Below are 19,151 nucleotides of genomic sequence, written 5' to 3'. Positions count from 1 at the left end.
AAAAGGAAAACCACTGTGATCAACGAGATTAAAAACGACGCCAAGGACCGCATGGGCAAAAGCGTAGAGTCGCTCAAGACCCAGATGTCCAAGATCCGTACCGGTCGTGCTCACCCGAGCCTGCTCGACGGCATCCAGGTGGAGTATTACGGTGCTGCCACTCCTCTGAAGCAGTTGGCCAACGTGGTGGCAGAAGATGCCCGTACCCTCTCCATCTCCATCTTCGATCGCTCCATGATCCAGGCGGTGGAAAAAGCCATCCTGACCTCCGATCTGGGCCTGAATCCGTCCAGCAACGGCCAGACCCTGCGCGTGCCGCTGCCGCCGCTGACCGAGGAGCGTCGTCGCGATCTGACCAAGATCGTCCGTGCCGAGGCCGAAGGCGCCCGGGTTGCCATTCGCAACATCCGCCGCGATGCCAACGCCGACCTGAAAGCCCTGCTGAAAGACAAAGAGATCTCCGAGGATGACGACCGTCGCGCCCAGGAAGAGATCCAGAAGCTGACCGATACCTTCATCAAGCTGGTGGATGACGCCCTGGTTGTGAAGGAAAAGGAGCTAATGGAAATCTAAGCCTCCGACAGGTATATTACGAGCGCCGTGTAGTGCCCCTGCACGGCGCTTTTGTCTTTGTGGGAGAAATGAATGTCGCTTTTGGCAGCGCTGGGCGATAGCGCCAGCTCGTCCTTGCCCCGTCACGTCGCCATCATCATGGATGGCAACGGTCGCTGGGCTCAGAACCGTGGCAAGATGCGGGTCTCTGGCCACAAGGCGGGCGTGAAATCCGTGCGTGAGGCCGTCTCCTTTGCCGCCCGTGCCAAGATGGAGGCGCTGACCCTGTTTGCGTTCTCCAGTGAAAACTGGCGCCGCCCCGAGGGGGAGGTCAATGCGCTCATGGAGCTCTTCATGACGGTGTTGGGGCGCGAGGTGAGCAAGCTGCACAGCAACGGCATCCGTCTCAAGGTCATTGGCGATACCGCCCGTTTCAGCGAGCGGCTGCAGGCCAGGATCGCCAAGGCCGAGGCCCTGACCGCCAACAACCGGGGGATGACCCTCAACATCGCCGCCAACTATGGCGGCCAGTGGGACATCGCCCAGGCGGCCCGCAAGCTGGCTCGTGCCGTGGCCGCCGGCGAGCTGGATGCCGAGGCGGTCGATGAGGCCGCGCTGGCGCGCGAGGTCTGCATGGCCGACCTGCCGCCGGTGGATCTGCTGATCCGCACCGGCGGGGACCATCGCATCAGCAACTTCGTGCTGTGGCAGCTTGCCTATGCTGAACTCTATTTTACCCCGGTCCTGTGGCCCGATTTCGACGAGGCCGAGTTCAGTGGGGCGGTTGCCTCCTTCGTTGCTCGCGAGCGTCGCTTCGGCTGTACGGGCGAACAGATCCGGGAACTGATCGCCGCGCAACAGACCGGCTAAACCCCGCTCCCAAGAGAGAGGTTTCTTTTGCTAAAACAACGAATTATTACCGCATTACTGTTAGTGCCCCTGGTGTTGGGGGCGCTGTTTTTCCTGCCATTGAAATTCTTTGCCCTGCTCGCCGCCCTGGTCTTTCTGCTGGCCAGCCGCGAGTGGAGCGCCTTCGTGACCGCCCAGCCGCAGCAATGGCTGCCGGTGGTGTTCTGCCTGCTGCTGGGGGCCAGCCTGTTCTGGGTGCCGGTAGAGCAGCTCTGGATCCCTCAACTGCACCCACTGGTGATGGGCGTGCTCTGGACCGCGGTCAGCTGGTGGCTGCTGGGGCTGCTGCTGGTGCTGCGCTACCCGCAGAGCGCCAAGTTGTGGCGAGAGTCCATCTGGCTCAAGTCCCTGTTCGGCCTGGTGACCCTGGTGCCCTTCTTCTGGTCCCTGGTGGCCATCCGGGGCTACAACTTCTACCACGACCCCATGATGGGGGCCTGGATACTGCTGTTCGTGATGGGACTGGTCTGGGCGGCAGATTCTGGCGCGTATTTTTTCGGCAAGGCGTTCGGCAAACACAAGCTGGCGCCGGCGGTCAGCCCGGGCAAGACCATAGAGGGCATGCTGGGCGGCCTGTTCACTGCGAGCCTTCTTGCCATCGGCGTCACCTGGTTCATGGGCTTCGTGCCGGCCAAGATGGCGGCCGTGCTGATCTGCTCCCTGCTGGCGGTGCTCGCCTCCGTACTCGGAGATCTCACCGAGAGCATGTTCAAGCGCGAAGCGGGCATCAAGGATTCCGGCACCCTGCTGCCGGGCCACGGTGGCATCCTCGATCGCATCGACAGCCTGACGGCGGCCCTGCCCGTGTTCCTGCTCAGTTACCTGTTGCTCGGTCAGGAGTTTTGATGCCCCGCGCGCTGATGATCCCGGGAGCGTCCCGCTCCATCAGTCTGTTACCCATTCAGGAGTCTTGATGCATAACCTGGTGATCCTGGGAGCGTCCGGCTCCATCGGTCAGAGCACCCTCAAGGTACTGCGGCACAATCCTGGGCGCTGGCAGGTGCTGGCGCTGACGGCGGCTCGCAGCGTGGATGCCATGCTGCGCGACTGTCTCGAATTCTCCCCCCGTTTCGCCGTCATGGTGGACGAAGGCGCCGCCAGCGATCTGGCGGGCAGGCTCAAGGCCCATGGCTCTGCGACCCGGGTGCTCAGTGGCCAGGCGGCCCTGTGCGAGGTGGCGTCCCATCCCGAGGCCCACAGCGTGATGGCGGCCATCGTCGGCGCGGCGGGTCTGGCGCCTACCATGGCCGCGGTGCGGGCCGGCAAGCGTATTCTGCTGGCCAACAAGGAGGCGCTGGTCATGTCGGGCGCCTTCTTTATGGAGGCGGTGCGCGAGCACGGTGCCGAGCTGCTGCCCATCGACAGCGAGCACAATGCCATCTTCCAGTGTCTGCCCGAGACCATCCAGCGCCAGCCGGGCTTCTGCGATCTGGCTGCCGCCGGCATCAGCAAGATCCTGCTGACCGGCTCCGGCGGTCCGTTCCGCTACACCGAGATCGGTGCGCTGGCCAAGGTCACCCCTGCCCAGGCGGTGGCCCATCCCAACTGGTCCATGGGGGCCAAGATCTCGGTGGATTCCGCCACCATGATCAACAAGGGGCTGGAATACATAGAGGCGCGCTGGCTGTTCAACGCGGCGCCCGAGCAGATCCAGGTGGTGATCCACCCCCAGTCGGTCATCCACTCCATGGTGCAGTACAAGGACGGTTCCGTGCTGGCCCAGCTCGGCAATCCCGACATGTGTACCCCCATCGCCCATGCCCTGGCCTATCCGGCTCGTATCGAGTCCGGGGTGGAACCTTTGGATTTCTTCAGTGTCGGAGAATTCAGCTTCATTCGCCCCGACTACGAGCGCTATCCTTGCTTGCGGCTGGCCATCGCGGCCTGCCAGCAGGGGCAGGGGGCGACCACCTCCCTCAATGCCGCCAACGAGGAGGCCGTCGCGGCTTTTCTTGCAGAGCGGATTGGATTTATGGATATTGCCAGAGTCAACGAATCCGTCATGAGCGCGCTGGGCACGAGTGCCGCTGGCTCCCTGGAGGATCTCATTGCCCTGGATGGTGCGGCCCGTGTCCGTGCCCAGCAGCTGATAAAGGAGCTTGCCGTATGAACGGACTGTGGTGGCCAGGTGCCTCTCTCCATGCTCTGCGCAGGACTGGTCATGACCTCGAGGTGCGTGGCTGATGGGAACCCTGCTGTGGAACATAGGCGCCTTCATCGTCGCCCTCGGGCTCCTGGTAGCGGTCCATGAATTCGGCCACTTCTGGGTCGCCCGTCGCTGTGGCGTCAAGGTGGAGCGTTTCTCCATCGGCTTTGGCAAGGCGATCTGGCGCCGGCTCGGCAAGGATGGCACCGAATACGTGCTGGCGCTCATTCCCCTGGGTGGCTACGTCAAGATGCTGGACGGCCGGGTCGACGATCTCAAGCCGGGCGAGGAGCAGTACGCCTTCAACCACAAGAGCGTCTGGGCACGGATGGCCATAGTCGCGGCCGGGCCCATGGCCAACTTCGTGTTTGCCCTGTTCGCCTTCTGGCTGATGTTCATGATCGGCGTCCCGAGCGTCAAACCTGTGGTGGGCGAGGTGCGCCCCGCCTCCATCGTCGCCCAGGCCGGCATCGAGCCCGGCATGGAGATAGTCGGCGTCGGTGGCGAGGAGACCGGTGACTGGGAGAGCGTGACCTATGCCCTCATCAGCCACCTGGGGGACGATTCGGTCCAGCTCAAGCTCAAGGCGGCCCACACCAGCTATGCGGTGGACAAGACCCTGCAGCTCGCCGGCTGGCAGTTCGATCCGGACAAGGAGTCCCCCATCGGCAGCCTGGGGATAGTTCCGCTGGGTGGCAAGGTGCTGCCCGTGGTCGAGGCCGTGGTGCCATCGAGCGCCAGCGAGAAGGCCGGCCTGCTGGTTGGGGATCGCATCAAGGGCGTCGATGGCCAAGTCATCACCGAATGGGCCCAGTTTGTCGAGCGGGTGCAGCAATCCCCTGAGCAGCCGCTGCAGGTGACGGTGGAGCGGGCGGGCAGCGATCTGACCCTGACCCTGACCCCGGATGTGAAGAAGGTGAGAGGCCAGTTGGTCGGTTTCGTCGGCCTGTCGCCGCAACTGGTTCCATTACCGGATGAGTATCGAACTCTGTTACAGTATGGGCCTTTGCAAGCCCTGTGGCATGGGGTCCAGAAGACCTGGAGCCTGATCACCCTGACCTTCGACATGATTGGCAAGCTGATCGGTGGCATCGTCTCCCTGGACAATCTGAGCGGCCCCATCTCCATCGCCAAGGGGGCCGGCAGCAGCGCCGATTACGGGTTGGTCTATTTCCTGGGGTTCCTGGCGCTCATCAGCGTCAACCTGGGGATCATCAATCTGTTCCCCCTGCCGGTTCTCGATGGTGGCCACCTGGTCTATTTCCTCATCGAGGCGATCACCGGCAAGCCGGTACCGGAAAAAATTCAGGAAGTTGGGTTCAGGATAGGCGCCGCCATTCTGATGTTACTGATGGGCATTGCGCTGTTTAATGATTTCGCTCGCCTCTGAGGCCAGAGCATCAACAAGGACACATAAGAACAAAATGGCTGTTAAAAAAGCATTGGTGTTGAGTTGCCTGCTGGGGGCCAGCTTCCTGGCTCAGGCTGCCCCGGCCTCTTTTGTGGTGCAAGACATTCAGGTCGAGGGTCTGCAGCGGGTGACCCTGGGCGCCGCCCTGTTGAATCTGCCGGTACGGGTCGGTGACTCCGTCGACTCCGTGGCCCTAGCGAACGCCATCAAGAAGCTCTATGCCTCCGGCAACTTCGAGGACGTCAAGGTCTATCGTGACGGCCAGGTGTTGCAGGTCGTGGTGAAGGAACGCCCGACCATCTCCAGCATCGAGTTCTCCGGCAACAAGGACATCAAGGAGGAGCAGCTGACCCAGAGCCTGGAGTCCTCCGGCATCCGGGTCGGTGACCCCCTGGATCGCACCGTGCTGAGTTCCCTCGAGAAGGGACTGGAAGATTTCTACTACGGCGTGGGCAAGTACTCCGCCAAGGTCAAGGCCATCGTCACTCCGCTGCCGCGCAACCGGGTCGACCTCAAGTTCACCTTCGTGGAAGGGGAAGCGGCGAAGATCCAGCAGATCAACATCGTCGGCAACCAGGTGTTCCCGGAAGAGAAGCTGCTGGCCCAGCTCTCCCTCAAGGACGACGTGCCCTGGTGGAACTTCACCGGCGATCAGCGCTATCAGAAGCAGAAGCTGGCCGGCGACATCGAAGTGCTGCGCTCCTACTACATGGACCGCGGCTACATCCGCTTCGCCCAGGAGTCCACCCAGGTCTCCATGACCCCGGACAAGAAGGGGGTCTACGTCACCCTCAACATCAAGGAAGGGGACCAGTACAAGGTCTCAGGCGTCCAGCTCAAGGGCGACCTCATCGATCGCGGCGGCGAGATGAAGGGGCTGATCCCCATCGAGGCCGGCAGCGTCTATTCCGCGAGCCAGGTGACCCACACCGAAGAGGTGCTCTCCAAGTTCCTCGGCCGTTACGGCTATGCCTATCCCAAAGTCGTCACCTTCCCCCAGATCAATGACGAGACCAAGGAAGTCGAGCTCATCGTCAACGTGGAGCCGGGCCCCCGGGTCTACGTGCGCAACATCAACTTCAGCGGCAACGTCACCACCAAGGACGAAGTGCTGCGTCGCGAGATGCGCCAGATGGAGGGCACCTGGCTCTCCTCCGACAACGTCGAGCAGTCCAAGACCCGTCTCAACCGCCTCGGCTTCTTCGAAACCGCAGAGGTTGACACCAAGCGGGTGCCCGGCAGCGACGACCAGGTCGATCTCGACTTCAAGGTGAAGGAGCAGCCCGCGGGGTCCATCAACGCCGGTATTGGCTATGGCACCGAATCGGGTCTGAGCCTGCAGGCGGGTCTGCAGCAGGACAACTTCATGGGGACCGGCAAGAAGATCGGCATCAACGCCAGCACCAACGACTACTCGAAGAACATCGATCTGAGCTACAACGATCCCTACTTCACCGTCGATGGGGTCAGCCTGGGCGGCCGTCTCTACTACAACAAGTTCAGCGCGGCCGACGCCAACATCGTCGACTACGAGAACACCACCATCGGCTTCCGTCTCTCCAGCGGCTTCCCGGTCAACGAGAACAACCGTCTCGACTTCAGCCTGGGCTACGAGAACAACAAGCTCTCCCAGCCCAACCCCTATGTGCAGGTGGACGAGTTCTGGAAGGTCTATCAGGCCAACCTGGACGGCGACAACCGCATGGTGTTCAACACCGTCGACGTCACCGCCGGCTGGACCCGTTCCACCCTCAACAAGGGCCAGTTCCCGACCGCCGGTGACCGTCAGCGGGTGAACGCCAAGGTGACGGTACCTGGCATGGATCTGCAGTACTTCAAGCTCAACGCCGAAGACTCCCACTACTTCCCGTTCGATGCGGATCACCAGTGGGTGATGCTGGCCAAGGCCCGCGCCTCCTATGGCAACGGCTACGGCAGCAACGGCGACTACGACCACGTGCTGCCGTTCTTCGAGAACTACTATGCCGGTGGCTTCGACACCCTGCGCGGCTTCAAGAGCAACACCGTGGGTCCGAAGGCGCTCTATTACTACAACCTGGGCGGCAACGACGTCATCCAGGGCACCGACAGCTCGGTGGGCGGCAATGCCCTGGCGGTGGCGTCCCTCGAGATGATAGTGCCGACGCCGTTCGCCTCGGAAAGCTACCAGCCCCAGCTGCGGACCAGCTTCTTCGTCGATGCGGGCACCGTGTGGGACACCACCTTCGAATATGGCCAGTACCAGAACCGTTGCTTCAGCGGCTGCAACTATCTGATGGACTACTCCGACCCCACCAACATCCGGGTGTCGACCGGTCTGTCGCTGCAGTGGCTCTCTCCCATGGGGCCCCTGGTGTTCGTGCTGGCGAAACCGATCAAGAAATACGAAGGGGACGACACCGAAGTCTTCTCCTTCAACATCGGCCGTACCTTCTAATCGGGTCGGACGACCCCCGCTGCGGCGGGGGAGAAGCATGATGGGTCGCGCGGTTTGCGTGCCTCACCAGGTAACAAGACGGTCTTGTGGATCGCTTGCACAATCAGGTAAATCAGGTAGCCCTCGACCGAGGGACCAAGGAGTAAGTGTGAATAAAGCGTTGAAAGTAGCTGGTTTGAGTTTTGCACTGATGGCTGCCGGCATGGGCTCCGCCTGGGCTGAGACCAAGATTGCCGTGGTCGACATGGGCGAAGTCTTCCAGAAGCTGCCCCAGCGTGAAGCCGTTGCCAAGAAGCTGAAAGGTGAATTCGAGCCGCGCATGCGCGAGCTGCAGAAGCTGGAGTCCGATGGTCAGGCGCTGGTCGAGAAGTTCAAGAAGGACGAAGCCTTCATGAGCGCCGAGCAGAAGAAGCAGAGCCAGGAGAAGCTGGCCAAGCTGCAGATGGAGTTCAACCAGAAGCGTCAGGCGTTTGAGCAGGACAACGGCCGTCGTCAGGCGGAAGAGCGCAACAAGATCCTGACCAAGGTACAGGCTGCCATCGATGCCATCGCCAAGAGCAATGGCTACGATCTGGTGCTGGAGCGCAACGCCGCGCCCTATGCCGCCAGCAAGCTGGACATCTCCGGCCAGGTTATCTCTCAGGTTAGCAAGAGCAACTAATTGATGGCATTCACTCTCGCACAGCTGGCCCAGCAACTGGGGGCCGAGGTCCATGGGGATGGGACCCGGGAAATTCGCAAGGTCGCGACACTGGAAAAAGCCGGGGAGGGGGAGATCGCCTTCCTGTCCAACAAGAAGTACCGGCATTTCCTGGAGCAGAGCAAGGCGACCGCCGTGCTCATCACCGAAGCGGACCTGCCGTTTTGTCCCACCAATGCCCTGGTGCTCAAGGACCCCTACGTGGGCTTTGCCCGGGTAGCCCAACTGCTGGACACCACGCCGCAGCCGGCCATGGATATCCATCCGAGCGCCGTCATCGCGGCGGACGTGCAACTGGGCGAGAGAGTGGCCATCGGCGCCAATGCGGTCATCGAATCCGGCGTGGTGCTGGGGGATGATGTCCGCATCGGTCCTGGCTGTTTCGTTGGCCAGAACACCCGACTGGGAGCACGCTCCCGGTTGTGGGCCAACGTCACCCTCTATCACAACGTGACCCTGGGCACGGACTGTCTGGTGCAAGCCGGGACCGTGATCGGGGCCGACGGTTTCGGTTATGCCAACGAGCGTGGCGAGTGGATCAAGATCCCCCAGCTCGGTGGCGTGACCATAGGCAACCGGGTCGAGATCGGTGCCTGCACCACCATCGACCGCGGTGCGCTGGAAGATACCCGCATCGCCGACAACGTCATCATCGACAACCAGTGCCAGATCGCCCACAACGTCGAGATCGGCTACGGCACCGCCGTGGCGGGCTCCACCGTGATGGCCGGTAGTCTCAAGGTCGGCAAATACTGTATCATTGGCGGCGCCTCCGTCTTCAACGGGCACATGGAGATCTGCGACCAGGCCACCGTCACCGGCATGGCCATGGTGATGCGACCCATCACAGAGCCCGGTATCTACTCTTCCGGCATCCCCCTGCAAACCAATAAAGAGTGGCGCAAGACCGCCGCCCGGGTGATGCGTATCGAAGAGATGCACAAGCGGTTGAGCCGACTTGAGAAAAAGCTGGATCAAGAATAATCACGATTGGTATAGGGTACTGTTTTGACTACTGAAAAGAAGAGCCTGGGCATCCAGGAAATCATGGATCTGCTGCCCCACCGTTATCCCTTCCTGATGGTGGACAAGGTGGAAAACTACGAGATCAGCGATGAGCGCAAGACCCTGCGCGCCATCAAGAACGTCTCGTTCAACGAGCCGATCTTCCAGGGCCACTTCCCGGCCAAGCCGGTGTTCCCCGGCGTGCTGATCCTAGAGGCCATGGCCCAGGCGACCGGTATCCTGGCCTTTACCATGGTGGGCAAGCCGTCCCCCAACGAGCTCTACTATTTCGCCTCCATCGACAACGCCCGCTTCAAACGCCCGGTCGGCCCTGGCGATCAGCTGGTGCTGGACGTAGAGTTTCTGAAGGAGCGCCGCGGCATTGCCAAGTTCACCGGTGTCGCCACCGTCGACGGTGAAGTGGTCTGTACCGCCGAACTGATGTGCGCCAAACGCGAGGTGTAACCGTGATCGACCAGACTGCCATCATCCACGACAGCGCCATCGTCCATGAGTCTGCCGTCATCGGCAAAGGGGTCGAGATCGGTCCCTTCACCGTCATCGGTGCCGACGTGGAAATCGGCGACAACACCTGGGTGAGCTCCCATGTGGTGATCAAGGGGCCGACCAGGATAGGTCGCGGCAACAAGATCTTCCAGCACACCTCCATCGGTGAGGATTGCCAGGACAAGAAGTACGCCGGCGAGCGCACCTTCCTCGAGATCGGCGACAACAACGTGTTTCGCGAGAACTGCACCGTGCACCGCGGCACCACCCAGGATCAGAGCCTGACCAAGGTGGGCAGCGGCAACCTGTTCATGGTCAACGTCCACGTGGCCCACGACTGCATCATCGGTGACAACTGCATCTTCGCCAACAACGCCACCCTGGCGGGCCACGTGCACATCGGTGACTTCGTGATCTTCGGCGGTCTGTCTGCCATTCACCAGTTCGGTCGTGTCGGCTCCCACGCCTTCGTCGGTGGCTGCGCCGCCCTGAACAAGGACGTGCCCCCCTACGTGATGGCGGCCGGCAACTATGCCAAGCCGTTCGGGGTCAACTCCGAGGGGCTGCGTCGTCGCGGCTTCAGCGCCGAGGCGATCTCCGCCGTCAAGCGTGCCTACAAGGAGATCTTCCGCTCCGGCAAGACCATCGAAGAGGTGCTGCCGGTGCTGAGCGAGATGGCCCAGGCCGAGCCTGCCATCCAGCTCTATGTGGATTTCCTCAAGGACAACGAGCGCGGGATCATCCGTGCCTAAGCCCATCCGCATCGGCATAGTCGCCGGAGAGACCTCCGGCGACATCCTGGCCGCAGGGCTGGTGCGCGAGCTGCAGCGTCGCTACCCCGACGCGCAGTTTGAAGGGATCGCCGGGCCGCGCATGCAGGCTCTCGGCGTCAAGGCGCTGTTCGAGATGGAGGAGCTCTCCGTCATGGGCATCGCCGAGGTACTGGGACGTCTGCCCCGCATCCTGCAGGTGCGCCGCGAGCTGCTGCGTCACTTCATTGCCAATCCCCCCGACATCTTCGTCGGTGTGGATGCGCCGGATTTCAATATCGGGGTGGAGCTGAAACTGCGCCGCGCCGGTATCAAGACGGTCCACTACGTCAGCCCCTCGGTCTGGGCCTGGCGTCAGGGCCGCATTCACAAGATCAAGGCCGCCACCGACATGGTGCTCGCCTTCCTGCCGTTCGAGAAAGCCTTCTACGACCGTTTCGATGCCCCTTGCCGGTTCGTCGGCCACACCATGGCGGACGACATCCCGCTGGTACCGGATCAGGCCGCCGTGCGCAAGGAGCTCGGCATCGATCCCGCCCGCCGCTGGCTGGCGGTGCTGCCTGGCAGCCGGCATGCGGAGGTGGCCTTCATGGCGCCGGTCTTCCTCGAGGCGTGCAAGCACCTGACGGTGCACAACCCGGATCTCGGCTTCATCGTGCCCCTGGTCAACCAGAAGCGGCGCGAGCAGTTCCTGGCCATCAAGGCCGAGGTGGCGCCGGATCTCGACATGGTGCTGCTGGACGGCCAGGGCCGCGAGGCCATGATCGCCGCCGATGTGGTGATGCTCGCCTCCGGCACAGCCGCGCTGGAAGCCATGCTGGTGAAGAAACCCATGGTGGTGGGCTACAAGCTCAAACCCTTCAGCTACTGGCTGGCCCAGTGGCTGGTGAAGACGGAATACGTCTCCCTGCCCAATCTGCTGGCGGACAGGATGCTGGTGCCCGAACTCATCCAGCACGAGTGCACCCCCTGCAATCTGGTGGAAGAGGTCAGCAAACTGCTGGAGCACGACAACAGCGAGCTCATCGCGACCTTCACCAAGCTGCACGAGAAGATCCGCTGCAATGCCGACGTGCAGGCCGCCGAGGCGGTGGTGGCGCTGCTTGACCGCTAGTTGGGCTGGAATGTGCGCTTTTGGCGTGATGTTGTGCTGATACTGGCCCTGCGGGGCCGGTTTTGATTCAAGGCTGTGAGATGACGATCGATATTCCTCAAGACAAGCTGATTGCCGGGGTGGACGAGGTGGGTCGCGGCCCCCTGGTGGGTGACGTGGTCACCGCCGCGGTGATCCTGGATCCCGCCAACCCGATCGAAGGCCTGGCCGACTCCAAGAAGCTCTCCGAGAAGAAGCGCCTGGCCCTCCATGACGAGATCAAGGCGAAGGCCCTGGCCTGGGCCATCGGTCGCGCCAGCCCGGCGGAGATCGACGAGCTCAACATACTGCACGCCACCATGCTGGCGATGCAGCGCGCCGTGGCGGGGCTCTCCGTCCAGCCGGAGCTGGTGTTTATCGACGGCAACCGCTGCCCAAGCTTGGCCGTGGAGGCCCGTGCCGTGGTCAAGGGGGACAGCCTGGTGGCCGCCATCAGCGCCGCCTCCATCCTCGCCAAGGTGACCCGCGACGCCGAGATGACCGAGCTGGATGCCCGCCATCCCGAGTACGGCTTCGCCCGCCACAAGGGCTATCCCACCGCCGAGCACCTCGCCATTTTGGCCTCGCGCGGGCCCCTGCCCGAGTACCGGCAGAGCTTCAAACCGGTGCGCCGCGCCCTGGGGATCGCATAACTCATGCCGATCTGTCTGAACGATTTCTGCTTGCGCAATGAGAGGGCGTGACCATGGCTGATCCCCGCTTCATCCACCTGAGGGTGCACTCCGACTTCTCCATGGTCGACGGCCTGCAGAAGATCGGTCCCATCGTCTCCGCTGCCGCCGCCAACAACATGCCGGCCCTGGCCCTAACGGACCAGATGAACATGTGCGGCCTAGTGCGCTTCTACGGCTCTGCCCACGGCAAGGGGATCAAGCCCATCGTCGGTGCCGACTTCTGGGTGCAGAGCGATGAGCTCGGGGACGAGCAGTTCCGCCTCACCCTGCTCGCCATGGACAACGACGGCTACCAGAACATCACCCTGCTCATCTCCCGGGGCTATCAGCGTGGCCACGTGCAGGGCCGCCCGGTCATCGACAAGGCCTGGCTGGGCGAGCACGCCAAGGGGGTGATCGTCCTCTCCGGCGGGCGCGAGGGGGACGTGGGCAAGTTCCTGCTCAAGGGCAACCGCCAGATGGTGGAGCAGTGCCTCGCCTTCTACCAGCACCACTTCCCGGATGCCTACTACCTGGAGCTGCTGCGTACCGGTCGCCCGGACGAGGAGGTCTACCTCCATATGGCGGTCGCCCTGGCGACCGAGTTCGAGGTGCCCGTGGTGGCCACGAACGAGGTGGTGTTCCTCGGTGCCGACGACTTCGACGCCCACGAGATCCGGGTTGCCATCCACGACGGCTACACCCTGATGGACAAGCGCCGTCCGCGCCGCTACAGCCCGCAGCAGTACCTGCGCAGCCAGGAGGAGATGTGCGAGCTGTTCGCCGACATCCCGGAGGCCCTGGAGAACACGGTGGAAATCGCCAAGCGCTGCAACGTGACGGTGCGCCTGGGCGAATATTTCCTGCCGAACTTCCCCACCGGTGACATGACCACCGAAGACTTCCTGGTGATGAAGTCAAAAGAGGGCTTGGAGGACAGGCTCGCCTTCCTGTTCCCGGATCCCGCGGTGCGGGCCGAGCGCCGCCCCGAGTATGACGAGCGTCTCGACATCGAGCTCAAGGTGATCAACCAGATGGGCTTCCCGGGTTACTTCCTCATCGTGATGGAGTTTATCCAGTGGTCCAAGGACAACGGCATCCCGGTCGGCCCCGGCCGGGGTTCGGGGGCAGGGTCGCTCGTAGCCTACGCCCTCAAGATCACCGATCTGGACCCGCTGGAATTTGATCTGCTGTTCGAACGCTTCCTGAACCCCGAGCGGGTCTCCATGCCCGACTTCGACGTCGACTTCTGCATGGACCGGCGGGACGAGGTGATCGAGCACGTCTCCGAGATGTACGGCCGGGAGGCTGTCTCCCAGATCATCACCTTCGGCAGCATGGCGGCCAAGGCGGTGGTGCGGGATGTAGGAAGGGTGCTGGGCCACGCCTACGGTTTCGTGGATCGCATCTCCAAGCTCATTCCGCCCGACCCCGGCATGACGCTCGCCAAGGCGTTCGAGGTCGAGCCCAAGCTGCCGGAGCTCTACGAGCAGGACGAGGAGGTCAAGGACCTCATCGACATGGCGAAGAGGCTGGAAGGGGTGGTGCGCAACGCCGGCAAGCACGCCGGTGGCGTGGTCATCGCCCCCACCAGGATCACCGACTTCGCGCCGCTGTATTGCGATGACGAGGGTCACCACCCGGTCACCCAGTTCGACAAGAACGACGTGGAATACGCGGGTCTGGTGAAGTTCGACTTCCTGGGGCTGCGCACCCTGACCATCATCGACTGGGCGCTCGGCATGATTAACCCGCGTCTCGCCAAAGAGGGCAAGCCGCCGGTTGACATCGCCGCCATCCCCATCGACGACAAGAAGTCGTTCGCGCTCTTGCAGCGCTACGAGACGACGGCGGTGTTCCAGCTCGAATCCCGCGGCATGAAGGACCTCATCAAGCGGCTGCAGCCCGACTGTTTCGAAGACATGATCGCCCTGGTGGCCCTGTTCCGTCCGGGCCCGCTCCAGTCCGGCATGGTGGACAACTTCATCGACCGCAAGCACGGCAACGAGGCCATCTCCTACCCGGACGAGAAGTGGCAGCACGAGAGCCTCAAACCCATACTCGAGCCCACCTACGGCATCATCCTCTATCAGGAGCAGGTGATGCAGATCGCCCAGACCCTGGCGGGCTACACGCTCGGCGGCGCGGACATGCTGCGCCGGGCCATGGGCAAGAAGAAACCCGAGGAGATGGCCAAGCAGCGGGCCGGCTTCGAGGAGGGGGCCGTCAAGAACGGGGTCGACGGCGAGCTGGCGATGAAGATCTTCGATCTGGTGGAGAAGTTCGCGGGCTATGGCTTCAACAAGTCCCACTCCGCCGCCTATGCGCTGGTCTCCTACCAGACGCTCTGGCTCAAGACCCACTTCCCGGCGGAGTTCATGGCGGCGGTGATGACCGCGGACATGGACAACACCGACAAGATAGTGACCCTGGTGGACGAGTGTCAGCGCATGGGGCTGACCGTGATACCGCCGGACGTCAACACCGGTCGCTACCGCTTCAGCGTCAACGAGGACGGCCACATCGTCTACGGCATCGGCGCGGTGAAGGGGGTGGGCGAGGGCCCCATCGAGGCGATCCTGGAGGCGCGGGATCGGGACGGCCCCTTCCGGGATCTGTTCGACTTCTGCAACCGGGTCGACATCAAGAAGCTCAACAAGCGGGTGATGGAGAAGCTGATCCTCTCCGGCGCCATGGACCGCCTCGGCCCCCACCGCGCCGCCCTGATGGCGACCCTGGAGGAGGCGATGCGCGCCGCCGAGCAGCACGCCAAGGCGCAGGCGGTGGGCCAGGTCGACATGTTCGGCGTGCTCACCGAGGAGATCGACGACGTCAAGAAGGCGTTCGCCAACGTGCCCCACTGGCCCGACAAGGTGTGGCTGGAAGGGGAGCGGGAGACCCTCGGGCTCTACCTGACCGGTCACCCCATCAACCAGTACAGCAGCGAACTGCGGCGCTACACCTCGGGCCGGCTGTGCGATCTGCATCCCACCTCCCGCGATACCGTGACCACGGCGGCGGGGCTGGTGATCGCGGCGCGCAGCATGGTGACCAAGCGCGGCAACAAGATGGGGATCTTCACCCTGGACGACAGATCCGGCCGTCTGGATGTGACCCTCTTCAGTGAAGCGCTGGAAAAATACGAAGAATTGATGCAAAAAGACCGTATTTTAGTGGTTTCTGGACAGGTCAGCTTTGATGACTTCTCCGGTGGCCTTAAAATGTCGGCCCGCGAATTGCTGGATATCAACGATGCGAGGGAGCGTTTCGCCAGGGCGATCCGGATTTCCCTCGATGAACAACGCATTGACGAGCGCTTTTTCCCGCGTTTGTGCGAGATTTTGGAGCCCGCCCGTGCCGGAGTCTGTCCGGTTCAGGTAAACTATCGTCGCCCCGGCTCCCGGGTGCGATTGACGCTCGGTACCGAGTGGCGGGTGACGCCCACCGATCAACTGATAGATGACTTGCGAGTCCTGCTTGGACGAGAGCGGGTTGAATTGGTTTTTGATTAGAGGATCTATTGTCCCTATGAGTCTTTTTCTGGATTTTGAACAGCCGATCGCCGAATTGCAGGCACAGATCGATGAACTTCGCCATGTGAGCGAGCACAACAGTGCCGTGGATCTCAGCGAGGATATCCGTCGGCTGGAGAAGAAAAACGAAGAGCTGACCAAGAAGATCTTCGGCGATCTGGGGGCCTGGCAGGTGTCCCAGATGGCGCGTCATCCCCAGCGCCCCTACACCCTCGACTACATCGAGCACATCTTCACCGACTTCGACGAGCTGGCCGGCGATCGCGCCTATGCGGATGACAAGGCCATCGTCGGCGGCATCGCCCGCCTCGACGGCGAGCCCGTGATGATCATCGGCCACCAGAAGGGCCGCGAGACCAAGGAGAAGATCAAGCGCAACTTCGGCATGCCGCGCCCGGAAGGGTACCGCAAGGCCCTGCGCCTGATGGAGATGGCCGAGCGCTTCAAGATGCCGATCATCACCTTCATCGACACCCCGGGCGCCTATCCGGGTGTGGGGGCCGAGGAGCGTGGCCAGTCCGAGGCCATCGCCCGCAACCTGAAAGTCATGGCCGGCCTGACCGTGCCCGTGGTCTGCACCGTGATCGGTGAAGGCGGCTCCGGCGGCGCCCTGGCCATCGGTGTGGGCGACCGCGTCAACATGCTGCAGTACTCCACCTACTCCGTCATCTCGCCGGAAGGCTGCGCCTCCATCCTGTGGAAGAGCGCCGACAAGGCGCCGGTGGCCGCGGACGCCATGGGCATCACCGCCCAGCGCCTGAAGGAGCTGAAGCTCATCGATTCCATCGTGGAAGAGCCGCTCGGCGGCGCCCACCGGGATCTGGAGAAGATGGCGAAGAACCTCAAGACCCGCATCAAGCAGGACCTCGACGCCCTGCGCCCGCTGGACAGCGAGCAGCTGCTGGAGCAGCGCTACCAGCGTCTGCTGGGTTACGGCTACTGCTAAGCCGTTTCTTCCCGAACGAGACCAAGAGGCCCCCGCTCCGTCGGGGGCCTTTTTGTTGCCGGCAATCCAGGCTCATAGGACTACCGCCTCGGCGGTGAGCCCACCAAAAACCCCTGCGGGATCAAGGCCGCGGCGATTAATCGGCGAAAAAAGTGGGATCCGGCTCCCGTTTTGCTTACAGTGCCCTCCTTTCGCTCCCCGGAGCGAAATGCCCGCAAGGATGCGCCCCAGACGTCGGCAGGCTGGCCCCGCCAGGCTGACTCGCAGAACGCATCATCGCCCCGGCTGTATCGCTTCCCCGTGTCTCTGCGTCCTCGGCTCCTGCCCGTCACTCTCATCGTCACCGTCTTCATCTGCAGTGAGTGAAACATGAGCGAATCGGTTTTTGAGATCCATGACTGGACCCTGAGGGTCGACGACAACATGCTGTGTCGCCCCGAGCGCGAGGTCTACCTCGAGCCCAGGCTGGTCAACCTGCTGCACTTCCTGGCGAGCCACGCCGGCACAGTATTCTGTCGCGACACCCTGATCGACGAGGTGTGGGACGGCGCCGAGGTGACCGATCAGGTGGTCACCCAGTCCATCTTCGAGCTGCGCAAGATCCTGAAAGATGGCCGTCCCGATGCGGCCGACTACATCGCCACCGTCCCCAAGCGCGGCTACAAGCTGGTGGCGCCGGTGCGCCCGTTGCAGGCGGAGTCGGTGCAGTCCGCGTCCGAGGCGGAGGCCCCCGAGGCCGAACCACCGGTGGAGGCAGACACTCTGGCCCCCGGTGCGGCCCCCTTCCCGGCGGGCCCCCTGACCCGCGCCATCTCGACCCGGGCCAGGGACGGGCACAGCCGCCGGCGGATGATCGGGTTCGACATCTTCGTGGCCCTGCTGCTGGTGACCCTGGTCAGCCTGCTCGGCTACCAGCACACCAGCCCCAGCGTGCACGGCATGCTGGATCCCGAGCTGCTGGTGTTTCGCTTCCACACCGGCATGGACGGCAGCAACGAGAACGTGCGCCTCGCCGACGGCATCACCCGCGCCCTGATGGGGGAGGTGGCCGCCGCCACGCCGCTGCGGGTGCAGTACGGCGCCAATACCCTGGTGGGGGGGATACGGCCAGGCAAGGAGCTGAGCGTGCGGGTCTCCCGCCAGCCGGGGGGCACCTACCTGGATCTGGAATACCGCAACATCAACACCAGCCGGGTGCTGTTCAGCCACCAGTACCGGCTCAGCCGCCACAACGTGCACGAGGTGCTGCAGGCCAGCAGCCTGGATCTGCTGCGGGTGCTGGAGCGGCCGGACGCCACGCCCGGGGTGGGCTGGCCCACGGATGACGGGGCACTGATGGCGCTGATGGAGGCCCACTACTACACCAACAAGCAGGATCAGGTGGCCCTCAGACGCGGCGTCGAGCTGCTCGACGGGTCGCTGGCGGCCCAGCCGGATCAGCCGCTGCTGCTGGCGGAGCGCTACCTGGCGGGGGAGGCGCTGGCCACCCTGGCCGGGAAGCCCCAGAGCGAGCGGGTGCAGGCGATCGGCACCCATCTGGCCCGGATCGCGGGGGAGCAGGCCGGCTTGCCGGCCCGGGTATGGGAGGCCCTGGCCCTGCAGGCCATTCTGGGTGGCCAGCCGCAGGAGGCACAGCGTCAGCTGGCCCGGGCCGCCGAGCGGGGGCGCACCGTGCTCTATCACATCTTGCGCGGCAAGCTGGCGGAGCTGGACGGCCGCCCCGAGGCGGCGGGAGACGCCTACAGCCAGGCCTTCCTGATGGAGGCGACCGAGCAGACCTATCTGCTCTGCCAGCGCCTCGGCTTCTACAGCAATATGGAGGCCCTGGCGCCGGCGCTGTTCAACAGCCTGGGTCAGAGCAAGGTGAAGCTGTTCTAGCTGGAGCCAACGCCAGCGCCTCGGTTTCTACGACAGGATGGAGGCCCTGGTGCCGGCGCTGTTCAACAGCCTGGGTCAGAGCAAGGTGAAGCTGTTCTAGCTGGGGGCCAACGCCAGCGCCTCGGCTTCTACAGCAATATGGAGGCCCTGGCGCCGGCGCTGTTCAACAGCCTGGGCCAGAGCAAGGTGAAGCTGTTCTAGCTGGGGCCAACGCCAGCGTCTTGCCGAACGCTGGGCTGCCTGCGGGCAGCCCCGGCGACATCCGGCTTCTCCCTGCCGACTCGCTCCCACCAAAGGCATCTTCCCTCCTTCTCTTCCAGATCCGCTCAATCCCTCCAACCTTCCCGACCGCCATGTCCCCCCGCTTTTGCCAGTCCCGCCGACTCACCGGTTTTGCCTCGGTGCGCGGGTCAAGGCCGGAGACTGGGGCCCGAGCGAGGCAGGTTGGGGACAAAAGGAGGCGGATCCGGGCAGAGAGGGGCCGAAAAGATATCAAGGGATGTTCAGGGGCTCTGGCAAGGAGTATCAGGGCGCCATAGGGGTGGGGTGGG

At 63.3% G+C, this 19,151-nt stretch carries 15 protein-coding genes; all 15 read left to right on the top strand.

Annotated features, from left to right (window positions below; translation table 11 throughout):
* Positions 1–15: 15 nt before the first annotated feature.
* Positions 16–573: a ribosome recycling factor gene (gene frr, locus R2B70_RS14705; RefSeq protein ID WP_042074717.1), complete on the top strand. Its 558-nt coding sequence runs from the start codon at positions 16–18 to the stop codon at positions 571–573.
* 72 nt (positions 574–645) lie between these two features.
* Positions 646–1,422, top strand: a complete 777-nt coding sequence (uppS, locus tag R2B70_RS14700; protein WP_042074715.1) for a polyprenyl diphosphate synthase — start codon at positions 646–648, stop codon at positions 1,420–1,422.
* Between the two features lie 27 nt (positions 1,423–1,449).
* Positions 1,450–2,307, top strand: coding sequence for a phosphatidate cytidylyltransferase (locus R2B70_RS14695; protein ID WP_209793912.1), 858 nt, complete (start codon positions 1,450–1,452; stop codon positions 2,305–2,307).
* Positions 2,308–2,374: 67 nt separating this feature from the next.
* A complete protein-coding gene (gene ispC, locus R2B70_RS14690) occupies positions 2,375–3,571 on the top strand; it encodes a 1-deoxy-D-xylulose-5-phosphate reductoisomerase (RefSeq protein ID WP_318161859.1) in 1,197 nt (398 codons plus the stop codon).
* 73 nt (positions 3,572–3,644) lie between these two features.
* A complete protein-coding gene (gene rseP, locus R2B70_RS14685; RefSeq protein WP_318161858.1) occupies positions 3,645–4,997 on the top strand; it encodes a sigma E protease regulator RseP in 1,353 nt (450 codons plus the stop codon).
* A 34-nt stretch (positions 4,998–5,031) separates the two neighbouring features.
* Entirely contained in the window at positions 5,032–7,455 is a 2,424-nt protein-coding gene (gene bamA / locus R2B70_RS14680; RefSeq protein WP_042074704.1) for an outer membrane protein assembly factor BamA, read from the top strand.
* A gap of 148 nt (positions 7,456–7,603) precedes the next feature.
* Positions 7,604–8,116, top strand: coding sequence for an OmpH family outer membrane protein (locus R2B70_RS14675; RefSeq protein WP_042074703.1), 513 nt, complete (start codon positions 7,604–7,606; stop codon positions 8,114–8,116).
* Between the two features lie 3 nt (positions 8,117–8,119).
* Positions 8,120–9,139: a UDP-3-O-(3-hydroxymyristoyl)glucosamine N-acyltransferase gene (gene lpxD / locus R2B70_RS14670; protein WP_042075018.1), complete on the top strand. Its 1,020-nt coding sequence runs from the start codon at positions 8,120–8,122 to the stop codon at positions 9,137–9,139.
* A 24-nt stretch (positions 9,140–9,163) separates the two neighbouring features.
* The gene (gene fabZ / locus R2B70_RS14665) at positions 9,164–9,625 is read left to right on the top strand and encodes a 3-hydroxyacyl-ACP dehydratase FabZ (RefSeq protein ID WP_010673414.1); all 462 of its coding nucleotides are present in this window, start codon (positions 9,164–9,166) and stop codon (positions 9,623–9,625) included.
* A gap of 2 nt (positions 9,626–9,627) precedes the next feature.
* Positions 9,628–10,419, top strand: coding sequence for an acyl-ACP--UDP-N-acetylglucosamine O-acyltransferase (gene lpxA / locus R2B70_RS14660; RefSeq protein ID WP_209793910.1), 792 nt, complete (start codon positions 9,628–9,630; stop codon positions 10,417–10,419).
* Positions 10,412–11,551, top strand: coding sequence for a lipid-A-disaccharide synthase (lpxB, locus tag R2B70_RS14655; RefSeq protein WP_318161857.1), 1,140 nt, complete (start codon positions 10,412–10,414; stop codon positions 11,549–11,551). The genes lpxA and lpxB overlap by 8 nt, the downstream gene beginning before the upstream one ends.
* An 80-nt stretch (positions 11,552–11,631) precedes the next feature.
* Positions 11,632–12,222 carry a ribonuclease HII gene (rnhB, locus tag R2B70_RS14650; protein ID WP_318161856.1) on the top strand — a complete coding sequence of 197 codons (591 nt, stop codon included), beginning with the start codon at positions 11,632–11,634 and terminating at the stop codon, positions 12,220–12,222.
* A gap of 53 nt (positions 12,223–12,275) precedes the next feature.
* Complete coding sequence (gene dnaE / locus R2B70_RS14645) at positions 12,276–15,755, top strand: DNA polymerase III subunit alpha (RefSeq protein ID WP_318161855.1); 3,480 nt, start codon at positions 12,276–12,278, stop codon at positions 15,753–15,755.
* Positions 15,756–15,771: 16 nt separating this feature from the next.
* Positions 15,772–16,722, top strand: coding sequence for an acetyl-CoA carboxylase carboxyl transferase subunit alpha (gene accA / locus R2B70_RS14640; RefSeq protein WP_042074697.1), 951 nt, complete (start codon positions 15,772–15,774; stop codon positions 16,720–16,722).
* Between the two features lie 369 nt (positions 16,723–17,091).
* Positions 17,092–18,600, top strand: a complete 1,509-nt coding sequence (gene cadC, locus R2B70_RS14635; RefSeq protein WP_318161854.1) for a lysine decarboxylation/transport transcriptional activator CadC — start codon at positions 17,092–17,094, stop codon at positions 18,598–18,600.
* Positions 18,601–19,151 lie beyond the last annotated feature (551 nt).

Origin of the sequence: Aeromonas sp. XH, assembly GCF_033348475.1 — a bacterium.
Lineage (GTDB): Bacteria > Pseudomonadota > Gammaproteobacteria > Enterobacterales > Aeromonadaceae > Aeromonas > Aeromonas sanarellii.
Note: the sequence above shows the minus strand (reverse complement) of the source record. Positions and strands in the feature narration are given on the sequence as shown.

What these genes read in the sequence shown, in the direction of transcription:
- uppS (WP_042074715.1), top strand. Translation starts at nt 646, where the DNA reads ATGTCGCTTTTGGCAGCGCTGGGCGATAGCGCCAGCTCGTCCTTGCCC.
- ispC (WP_318161859.1), top strand. Translation starts at nt 2,375, where the DNA reads ATGCATAACCTGGTGATCCTGGGAGCGTCCGGCTCCATCGGTCAGAGC.
- rseP (WP_318161858.1), top strand. Translation starts at nt 3,645, where the DNA reads ATGGGAACCCTGCTGTGGAACATAGGCGCCTTCATCGTCGCCCTCGGG.
- bamA (WP_042074704.1), top strand. Translation starts at nt 5,032, where the DNA reads ATGGCTGTTAAAAAAGCATTGGTGTTGAGTTGCCTGCTGGGGGCCAGC.
- lpxD (WP_042075018.1), top strand. Translation starts at nt 8,120, where the DNA reads ATGGCATTCACTCTCGCACAGCTGGCCCAGCAACTGGGGGCCGAGGTC.
- rnhB (WP_318161856.1), top strand. Translation starts at nt 11,632, where the DNA reads ATGACGATCGATATTCCTCAAGACAAGCTGATTGCCGGGGTGGACGAG.
- dnaE (WP_318161855.1), top strand. Translation starts at nt 12,276, where the DNA reads ATGGCTGATCCCCGCTTCATCCACCTGAGGGTGCACTCCGACTTCTCC.
- accA (WP_042074697.1), top strand. Translation starts at nt 15,772, where the DNA reads ATGAGTCTTTTTCTGGATTTTGAACAGCCGATCGCCGAATTGCAGGCA.
- cadC (WP_318161854.1), top strand. Translation starts at nt 17,092, where the DNA reads ATGAGCGAATCGGTTTTTGAGATCCATGACTGGACCCTGAGGGTCGAC.